Source organism: Amycolatopsis sp. NPDC054798 (assembly GCF_053611505.1).
Map to the genome: position 1 here is coordinate 25532 of NZ_JBSHAM010000086.1, position 9425 is coordinate 34956.

7 protein-coding genes are annotated in these 9425 nt (G+C 70.4%); 2 read left to right on the top strand and 5 right to left on the bottom strand.

All coding sequences use genetic code 11. The annotated features are described in order from the left end of the window. Window positions 1–41 precede the first annotated feature (41 nt). The 5 genes from mptB to ACWGIC_RS35810 all read right to left on the bottom strand — a co-directional run bounded on the left by mptB (window position 42) and on the right by ACWGIC_RS35810 (window position 7083). Entirely contained in the window at window positions 42–1607 is a 1566-nt protein-coding gene (gene mptB / locus ACWGIC_RS35790) for a polyprenol phosphomannose-dependent alpha 1,6 mannosyltransferase MptB (RefSeq protein WP_452080354.1), read from the bottom strand. Between the two features lie 90 nt (window positions 1608–1697). Beyond that, window positions 1698–3350, bottom strand: a complete 1653-nt coding sequence (nikE, locus tag ACWGIC_RS35795; protein ID WP_452080355.1) for a nickel ABC transporter ATP-binding protein NikE — start codon at window positions 3348–3350, stop codon at window positions 1698–1700. Then, window positions 3347–4264: an ABC transporter permease gene (locus tag ACWGIC_RS35800; RefSeq protein WP_452080356.1), complete on the bottom strand. Its 918-nt coding sequence runs from the start codon at window positions 4262–4264 to the stop codon at window positions 3347–3349. The genes nikE and ACWGIC_RS35800 overlap by 4 nt, the downstream gene beginning before the upstream one ends. After that, a complete protein-coding gene (locus ACWGIC_RS35805; protein ID WP_452080357.1) occupies window positions 4261–5289 on the bottom strand; it encodes an ABC transporter permease in 1029 nt (342 codons plus the stop codon). The genes ACWGIC_RS35800 and ACWGIC_RS35805 overlap by 4 nt, the downstream gene beginning before the upstream one ends. A gap of 6 nt (window positions 5290–5295) precedes the next feature. Beyond that, complete coding sequence (locus ACWGIC_RS35810) at window positions 5296–7083, bottom strand: ABC transporter substrate-binding protein (RefSeq protein WP_452080358.1); 1788 nt, start codon at window positions 7081–7083, stop codon at window positions 5296–5298. 185 nt (window positions 7084–7268) lie between these two features. Between ACWGIC_RS35810 and ACWGIC_RS35815 the strand changes: the two genes are divergently transcribed. Together ACWGIC_RS35815 and ACWGIC_RS35820 are read left to right on the top strand one after the other, a co-directional pair. Continuing rightward, the gene (locus ACWGIC_RS35815; RefSeq protein WP_452080359.1) at window positions 7269–8096 is read left to right on the top strand and encodes a M55 family metallopeptidase; all 828 of its coding nucleotides are present in this window, start codon (window positions 7269–7271) and stop codon (window positions 8094–8096) included. Continuing rightward, window positions 8089–9393, top strand: coding sequence for a M20/M25/M40 family metallo-hydrolase (locus ACWGIC_RS35820; protein WP_452080360.1), 1305 nt, complete (start codon window positions 8089–8091; stop codon window positions 9391–9393). Before ACWGIC_RS35815 ends, ACWGIC_RS35820 begins: the two co-directional genes overlap by 8 nt. Window positions 9394–9425: the final 32 nt, after the last annotated feature.

Consider the following 9425-nt stretch of genomic DNA (forward strand, 5'->3'; position numbering starts at 1 on the left):
CTGGCGAACGGTGGTCCCGGCGCGACGCCGGGACCACCGGCTCAGGAGGACTTGGCGGGAGTCTCGTCCGGGAGGAATTCCTCGTCCTTGGGCTTCTTCCGCCACGCGGCGACGAGGCCGAGCGGGTCGGGGCGCAGCAGCGACGCGGCGGCGTAGAGGCTGACCACGACGACGATCGCGATGAACCACCAGTCGTAGAGCGCCTGCTCCCCCGTCGGGTAGTACACGAGCGTCACGAACACCGAGATCGCCACGATCGCCGACAGGTTCCGGCGTTCCCACGGGAACGCGGAGATCAGCACGAAGCCCCAGGTGAGATACCAGGGCAGGGTCGGCGGCATCAGGATCGCGACGGCCAGCAGCGTGATCGCGGCGCGGTACACGGCTTCCTTGCCGCCGCCGCGGGCGAGCCACCACTGGCGGACGCCGAACACGACGAGGCCGACCATCGCGATGGCGCGCGCGACGGTGACGAACGGCGAGGGCTGGACGGTGGCGACGATGTGGACGAGGTTGTAGACGGCCTCGCCGATGCCGCTGGGGAAGTTCAGCCAGTTCGTGATGAGCTGCGGGGCCTTGAGGCCGGACCACCAGCCGAGGTTGAGCGAGCCGAGCGACACCCAGGTGCCGACGACGAACACCGGCAGGAACAGCCCGACCGACGCGGCTCCGGCCTTGAAGAAGTTCTTCGTCTTCGACGGGCCCTTCATGTCCGCGGCCCACATCCAGACCATGAACGGCAGCGCGACGGCGGCGGTCGGCTTGATCAGCATGCCGATGGTCACGAGGACGACCGCGACGACGTGCTTGCGTTCGAGGGCGGCGAGCATCCCGATGGTGAGGAAGCCGAGCATCATCAGGTCGTTGTGCGGCCCGCCGAAGAGGTGGATGACCATCATCGGGCTGGCGACCGCGACCCACAGCGCGACCGGGAGCTTCCCGCCGAGGTGCTTGACGAGCCGGGGCAGCGCCCACAGCGTCATGCCGAGCCCGACGAGCAGCACGAGCCGGGTGAGGATCACGCCGGCGATCATGTGGTCCTGGGTGATCGCGACGATGCCCTTGGAGATCAGCAGGAACAGCGGCCCGTACGGGGCGGGCGTGGTCTGCCACAGCGGGTGCACGTTCTGCACGACGTTCGGCAGCACGGGCAGTTCGGCGGGGCCGTTGGCGTACGGGTCGAGCCCGTAGAGCAGCTGCGCGCCCTGGCCGAGGTAGGAGAAGACGTCGCGGGTGAACAGCGGCGGCGACACGATCAGCGGCGCCATCCAGCACAGCGCGGCGATGAGGATCGGCTTGCTGCCGATGCGCCCGGCGAGCGCGTAGCGGCCGAGCCGGACCCACGCCCACACGATGAGGCCGAAGCCGCTGTAGAGCAGCGCGTTGGCGAGCGCCCGGCCGTGGCCGTAGCGGATCCAGGACAGCGGGCCGTGGCCGATGACGGGGTCGCGGATGAGGATGCCGCCCGCGCCGAGCGCGGCGAGCATGAGGAGGGCGCTTCCGACCGTGCCCATCGCGATGGTCCGGTAGGGGAAGCGCGCGGGCGTCAGGAACTGCCGGTCGAGACTGCCGGCGTTCGGCTGCGCGTTGTCGGTAGTGGTGGCCATTTCGATCCAGGAGATTACCGGGTGCAGTCGGCCCGCCCCGCACGGGCTCCGGGCGCGCGCCGGTATGCGCGCGCCCGGGCGGGCCCGCGGTCAGCGGTCGGCCGCGGTCCGCTGCGCGGTGCCCCCGGGGAGCGCCGCGAGCAGCGACTTCGTGTAGTCGTGCTGCGGGTCGAGCAGGACTTGTTCGACGGTACCGGTCTCCACGAGTTCGCCGCGGTACATCACCGCGACCCGGTCGGCGATGTTCCAGGCCAGGCCCAGGTCATGGGTGATGACGAGCGCGGAAAGCCCGAGCTGGCGGCGCAGCCGGAGCAGCAGCGCGAGGATTTCGCCGCGGACCGACGCGTCGAGCGAGGCCACCGGTTCGTCGGCCAGCAGCAGCGCCGGTTCGAGCGCGAGGGCCCCGGCGATGACGACGCGCTGGCGCTGGCCGCCGGACAGCTCGTGCGGCAGCCGGTCGAGGTATTTCTCCGGCGGGCGCAGTTCGGCGGATTCGAGCGCTTTGAGCACGACGTCGCGTTCGTCCGGCAGGCCATGGATCCGGGGGCCTTCGGCGACCGCCTCGTACACCGTGTGGGCCGGGTTCAGCGCGCTCGTCGGGTCCTGGAGCACGAGCTGGACTTCCCGCCGGTACGCGCGCAGCCCGGCCCCGCCCGAGGGCACCGGCTTGCCCGCGTAGCGGATCGCGCCGGAATCGGGTTTCTGCAGGCCGAGCAGGGTGCGGGCAAGGGTGGTCTTGCCGGAGCCGGACTGGCCGACCAGCGCGACGATCTCGTCCCGGCGGACCTGCAGGTTCACGCCGTTGACCGCGTGGATCCGCTTGCCTTTGCGGTCGCGGAACGTGACGTGCAGGTCCTCGGCCGCCAGCAGCGGCGCTTCGTCCGGGCCGGCGCGTTCCTCCGGTTCAGGGGGCAGCGGCGTGGCGGTGGCCGGGGCGTAGCGCGAGACCGGGTCCCCGACGGTCGGGAACGCCGCGGCGAGCGCCTTGCTGTGCTCGTGCTGCGGCGCGGACATCAGTTCGGCGCTGGGGCGTTCCTCGACGAGTTCGCCGTCGTACATCACCGCGATCCGTTCGCAGGTCGCGGCGAGCACGGACAGGTCGTGGCTGATCATGATCAGCCCGATGCCGCGTTCGGCGACCAGTTTCGAGAGCACGGACAGCACCTGGGCCTGGACGATGACGTCGAGCGCGGTGGTCGGCTCGTCGGCGATCACCAGCCGCGGTTCGCACGCCAGCGCCATCGCGATCATCACGCGCTGTTTCTGCCCGCCGGACAGTTCGTGCGGGTACGCGCCCGCCCGCGAGCGGGGCAGGTCGACCTGTGCGAGCAGTTCCGTGACCCGGGCCTGCACCTGTGCTTCGGACGGCGTTTTGCCCTCGGGCGCGTGCAGCCGGATCGGTTCGGCGATCTGCTCGCCGACGCGGCGGACCGGGTTGAGCGCGTGCATCGCGCCCTGGAACACCACCGACGCCTCGGCCCAGCGGACCGCGCGCAGCCGTCCCCAGCGCATGTCGCCGACGTTCTCGCCCTCGAGAAGGATCTCTCCGGTGATCTTCGCGCTGCGCGGCAGGAGCCGGAGCACGCTCATCGCGACGGTGGACTTGCCGGAGCCGGACTCCCCCGCGACGCCGAGCGTGCCGCCCGCGTCGAGGCGCAGGTCGACGCCGCGGACCGCGGGGACGTCGCCGCCGCCGGTGCGGTAGGTGACGCCGAGGTTTTTCAGTTCGAGCAGCGCGGTCACGAGTGCCGTCCTTTGAGCCGCGGGTTCAGCACGGTTTCGAGGCCGCGGCCGACGAGGGTGAACATCAGCACGACAGCCACGATCGCGAGGCCCGGCGGGAGCAGGTTCCACCAGGCGCCGCGGGTGACCGCGCCGTTGTTGAGGGCGGTTTCCAGCATCGCGCCCCACGAGATCGAGGTGGGGTCGCCGACGCCGAGGAACGACAGGGTGGCGTCGGCGATGACCGCGTTGCCGACCACGAGCGTGGTGTTGGCGAGCACGAGCGGGGCGACGCCGGGCAGCACGTGTTTCGTGATGACGTGCAGGTGGCCGCCGCCGAGCGCGCGGGCGCGTTCGATGTAGGGGCGGCTTTCGATGGTGAGCGTCTGGGCGCGGACCAGCCGCGCGGTGCTCGGCCAGGCGGTGACGCCGATGGCGAGCACGATCGTCCAGATCCCGCGCGGCAGCACGGCGGCCAGCGCGATCGCCAGCACGAGCGACGGCAGGACGAGGAAGAAGTCGGTGAACCGCAACAGGACCGCCGACACCCAGCCGCCGAAGTGCGCGGCGGTGATGCCGATCAGGGTGCCGATGAACACGCTCAGCACGGTCGCGCAGAACCCGACGAGCAACGAGATCCTGGTGCCCCACAAGGTCATCAGCAGCACCGAGCGGCCGTCGATGTCGGTGCCGAGCCAGAATTCGCCGTCCGGCGGGCTGAGCGGCGTTCCGGTGACGCGGGTGACGTCGAGGCCGCTCTGGTCGCTGATCAGCGGCAGCAGCAGCGCGAGCGCGACGGTGAGCGCGAGCAGGCAGAGCCCAGCGAGCGCGGCTTTCTGCGTGGCGAACTCGTGCCAGGTGCGGGCGATTCCGGCGCGGCGGCGGCGCCACGCGATCGCGCGGGCGCTTTCGGCGGCGGTTCCGGCTGCGGTCATGCGGTACGCACCCTCGGGTCGAGCACGCGGTAGAGCAGCTCCGCGAACAGGTTCATCAGGACGACGGCGCTGGCGAGGACGACGAAAACCCCTTGCAGCACCGGCAGATCCGGGCCGTGCAGCGCGTCGTAGGTGAGCTGGCCGAGTCCGGGCCAGCTGAACACCGCTTCGACCGTGACGGCGCCGGCGACCACCATGCCGAACTGCATGAAGACCAGGGTGACGGTCGGCAGCAGCGCGTTCGGGACCGCGTGCCGCCGCCGGACGAGGTCGTCGCGCAGGCCTTTCGCACGAGCGGTGGTGAGGTAGTCGGCGTTCATTTCGCCCAGCAGGGACGAGCGCATCACCAGCATGTACTGCGCGTAGAACACCGCGAGCAGCGTCAGGCACGGCAGGAACAGGTGGTGCAGCACGTCGAGGCTTTGGGCGAAGAACCCGGGCCCGGCGTCGGGCGAGTGCATGCCGCGGCTGGGGAACAGCCCGTTGGTGGCGACGAGCAGCAGCAGCCCCAGCCAGAACTGCGGGACCGACCACAGGGTCAGCGCGATCCCGGTCTGCGCGCGGTCGAAGAAGCTGTCGCGCTTCCACGCCGCGCGGATCCCGAGCCACAGCCCGAGCGCGACGGCCAGGATCGTCGCGCTGCCGACGAGCAGCACGGTCGGCCACAGGCGTTCGCCGATCATGTCCAGCACCGGGCGGCGCTCGATGTAGGACTCGCCGAAATCGCCCTGGAACAGGCCGGCGAAGTAGTTCCCGAACTGCGCGAGGACGGGTTTGTCGATGCCGAGCCGTTCGCGCAGCTCGGCGATCTGGCCGGGGTCGGTGGGCCGGTCGCGGGCCATGAACGCGACCGGGTCGCCGGGCAGCAGCCGGAAGAGGAAGAACCCGAGGACGATCACCAGGAAGATGCTGGCGACCGCCTCGGCGATCTTCGTGAGGACGAACCGGAGGGTGCCGGTCCCGCCTCGGCGCTCGTCGGGGTCGGCGAGCACCGAGGCCTGGTCCGGCGCTAGAGCTTGGCTCACGTTCTTTTACTCCCGGTCGTCGGCGGACTTGCCGCGGCGGGACAGCGCGATGCCGCCGCCGACGAGCACGACGAGCACCACGGCACCGACGACGATCCACACGGTCGTGCTGGAGCCGCTGTCGGACGAAGCCGCCGAGGCGTCGGCCGGGACCGCGCCGTACACGCCCCAGTAGCCGGTCTGTTCGAGGATCGATCCCTCGGGCTGCGGCTGCTTGGCGAAGGAGGAGAACTTGTCGGAGCGGTAGGCCTCGAGCACGTTGTCGTAGTCGTAGACGACGTTGACGGCCTGGCTGTAGAGCCGCGCCTGGGCCTGCTTGACGTAGCCGGCGCGGACGGCGGGGTCGGTTTCGGCGAGCTGCTTGGCGTAGAGCGCGTCGTACTGCGGGTCGCAGAAGAAGGTGTCGGTGGTGCCGCCCTTGCCCTGGGCGTTCGGCCGCGCGGCGCAGGTGTGCAGGGCCAGCGAGTAGTCCGGGTCCGGGTTGTTCGCGTAGCCGGAGATCGCGAGGTCGTAGTTGCCCGCGTTGGTGCGGTCGTTCAGCTCGTCGTCGGAGACGAGTTCCTGTTTGACCGAGATGCCGATGTCGTGCAGCCAGCCGGTCACGTACTGGGCGAGCCGCTGGTCGCCGGCGCGGTTCGCGTGCCCGGTGAGCCGCAGTTCGAGGCGCGCGCCGCCGGGTGCGGTGCGGATGCCGTCGCGGCCCTTGGCGTAGCCGGCCGCGTCGAGCGCGGCGTTGGCGGCGGCGAGGTCGAACTTGCGCGCCTCCCCCGGCGCCGGGTCCCAGTGGTAGGCCGCGTAGATCGGCGGGATCACGCCGCCGCCGGGCTGGGCGTAGCCGCCGGCGACCTTGTCCACGATCGTCTTCGCGTCGATCGACTGCGCGATCGCCTGGCGCACGCGGATGTCCTTGAGCACCGGGTTGCCGTTGCCGATCGGCTTGTTCTCCGAGTTCTGGACGCCGAAGTTGAGGTTGATCTCGTTGTAGCGGCGGCCGGGGGCCTTGTTCAGCGCGATGTCCGGCTGGTCCTTGAGCGCGTCGAACTGGGTCGGGGTGAGCCGGTTGATGACGTCGACCTCGCCCTGTTTGAGGGCGTTCACCGCGGCCTCGACGTCCTTGAACACCAGCAGCTGCAGCTCGTCGACCTTCGGCGCGCCGCGCCAGTAGTTCTTGTTGGCCTTGAACTTGACGTATTCGTTCTGCTTGTACTCGGTGAGCTGATAGGGCCCGTCGCCGACGCCGACGACCGGGATGGTGTCGGTCTTCGGGTCGTTGAGGTCCTTGATCGGCGACCACACGTGCTCGGGCACGATCGGGACGTCGAGCAAAGCCATGCTCGACTGGACGGTCTTGGTCTTGATCACCAGGGTGGCGTCGTCCGGCGCGGCCACCGATTCGAAGCTCGCGACGTAGTTGCCGTTCGCGGTGCGCGCGGTGGCGTCGGTGAGCATCCGGTTGAAGGTGAACGCGGCGTCCTTCGCGGTGACCGGCTGCCCGTCGGACCACTTCGCGCCCTTGCGGATCTTGAACGTCCAGGTCAGCTTGTCCGGCGAGGTCGTCCACGATTCGGCGAGCGCCGGGGCGGGCTCGGCCTTGTCCGCCGACGGGATCGTCAGGAACTCGTAGACGAACCGGCCGACCTGGGTCGACGCGGCGAGCCCCGCGGTGAACGGGTTCAAGTGGTCGATACCAGTGGTCAACGCGACCCGCAGCACCTTCGGCTGCGCCTGCTGTTGTGCCGCCTGCGCTGTCGCAGTGCCCGCCAACGGCAGAATCGCCAGCGTTCCTGCTGTCACGACACTGAAAACGCGGCACAACCCGTGTCGCCTGTGCTTGATCCGCACTTGAGAACCACCCCATCGTCAATCCCCGACCCCAGAGACGAAAAGTAACCACATACCGCGGGAAGCGCGCAATATGTGACGGCGCCGCTGCGTGTCCGATCGTTATGGTCGCGGCGCGGATCACTAGAGTGCCGGTCATGCGGATCCTGATCTCGGCCGACATGGAAGGCGCCACGGGGGTCACCTGGACCGACGACGTCGTGCCGGGGAGCCCGCAGTGGCAGCGGTTCCGGGGCATGTTCACCGGCGACGTCAACGCGGTGCTGGCCGGCCTGTACGCGGCGGGCGCGACCGACGTGCTCGTCAACGAAGCGCACTCCTCGCAGCGCAACCTGCTGCTGGAAGACCTCGACGAGCGCGCGCGGATGCTGACCGGGCGGCACAAGCCGCTGTCGATGATGCAGGGCATCGATTCCGGTGTGGACGGTGTGGTGTTCCTCGGCTACCACGCCGGGGCCGGGTTCGACGGCGTCCTGTCGCACACCTATCTGGAAAACCAGATCACCGGCGTGTGGCTGGACGACGTGCCGGCGAGCGAGGGCAGGCTGAACGCGGCGATGGCCGGCGAGTACGGCGTGCCGGTGCTGCTGGTCAGCGGCGACGACCAGACCTGCGAGGACGCGCGCGACTACGCGCCGGACGCGGAACTGGTGCAGGTCAAGGAATGCGTGAGCCGGTACGCGGCGATCTGCCTGCCGCCGGCGCGCACGGCGAAGCTGCTGGAAACCGGTGCGCGCGCGGCGATGGCCCGAGCCGGGCGCGCCGAGCGGACGCCGGGACGGCACCGGATCGAGGTGGAGTTCGACGCGAGCCATCTGGCGCAGGCGACCGCGGTGATCCCGACCGTGGAGCAGACCGGGACGCGCCGGGTCGCGTTCGAGGCGCCGAGCATGACCGAGGCGATGAAGGCGTTCAAGGTGGTCACGGCCATCGCGGCGGGGGCGGTGCAGGGCATCTATGGCTGAGGTCGACGTTGTTTCGCTGTGCGCGGACCTGATCCGGTTCGACACCACCAACTACGGCAACGGCGAGGCCGCGGGCGAACGCCTCGCCGCCGAGTACGTCGCCGAATTCCTTGGCCAGTACGGGGTTTCGGCGCGGATTCTGGAGTCCGAACCGCAGCGGGCGAATGTCATCGCGCGGATTCCGGGCACCGATCCGACCCTGCCCGCGCTGCTCGTGCAGGGGCATCTGGACGTGGTGCCCGCGGCCGCGGCCGATTGGTCTGTACCGCCGTTTTCCGGCGAGGTGCGCGACGGGTTCCTGTGGGGCCGGGGCGCGGTCGACATGAAGGACTTCTGCGCGATGGTGCTGGCCGCCGTCGCGTCCGGGCTGCGGCCGCGGCGGGATCTCGTGCTGGCGTTCGTCGCCGACGAGGAGGACCGCGGCGACTACGGCGCGCACTGGCTGGTCAAGGAACACGCGGACCTGTTCGAGGGCTGCGCGGCGGCGATCAGCGAATCCGGCGGGTACAGCTATCACGTGCCCGCCGCCGATGGCCGGACCGTGCGGCTGTACCCGGTCGCCACGGCCGAGCGCGGCACCGCGCACCTGCGACTCACCGCGCGCGGGCGCGCCGGGCACGGGTCGCGGCCGAACGCGGAGAACGCGGTCGTGCGGCTGGTCGGGGCGTTGCAGCGGATCGCAGACCACCGCTGGCCGGTGCAGCTGACGCCGACCGTGCGCGCGTTCCTGGAGCGGACCGGAGCGGCTTTGGGCGTGCCGGTGGACCTGTCCTCGGGCACGGCGGTGGACGAAACCGTGGCGCGCCTGGGAACGGCGGGGTCTCTGGTCGTGCCGACGGTGCGCAACAGCACCACTCCGACGATGCTCGACGCCGGGTACAAGGTGAACGTGATCCCGTCGACGGCGACCGCGCAGGTCGACGTCCGGGTGCTGCCGGGGACCGAGGACGACCTGTTCGCGGTGCTGGATTCGCTGCTGGGCGAGGGTGTCACGCGGGAATTCGTGGCGCATCAGCCGCCGGTGCAGGCTCCGGTCGATTCGCCGTGGTTCGACGCGATGGCCGCGGCGTTGCGGGCGGAGGATCCCGAAGCGGTCGTGGTGCCGTACTGCATGGGCGGCGGGACGGACGCGAAGGCGTTCACTCAGCTGGGGATGGCGTGCTACGGCTTCGCTCCCCTGGCGCTGCCGGAGGGTTTTCCGTACCGGGCGATGGCGCACGGCGTGGACGAGCGGGTGCCGGTGGAGGGGCTGCGGTTCGGGACGCGGGTGCTGGAGCGGTTCCTGCAGGACTGCTGAGGCTCTCGTGAGTGGCGATGCCGGTTAGAACC

Coding starts and splice junctions, on each gene's coding strand:
- mptB (WP_452080354.1), bottom strand. CDS start 1,607: ATGGCCACCACTACCGACAACGCGCAGCCGAACGCCGGCAGTCTCGAC.
- ACWGIC_RS35800 (WP_452080356.1), bottom strand. CDS start 4,264: ATGACCGCAGCCGGAACCGCCGCCGAAAGCGCCCGCGCGATCGCGTGG.
- ACWGIC_RS35815 (WP_452080359.1), top strand. CDS start 7,269: ATGCGGATCCTGATCTCGGCCGACATGGAAGGCGCCACGGGGGTCACC.
- ACWGIC_RS35820 (WP_452080360.1), top strand. CDS start 8,089: ATGGCTGAGGTCGACGTTGTTTCGCTGTGCGCGGACCTGATCCGGTTC.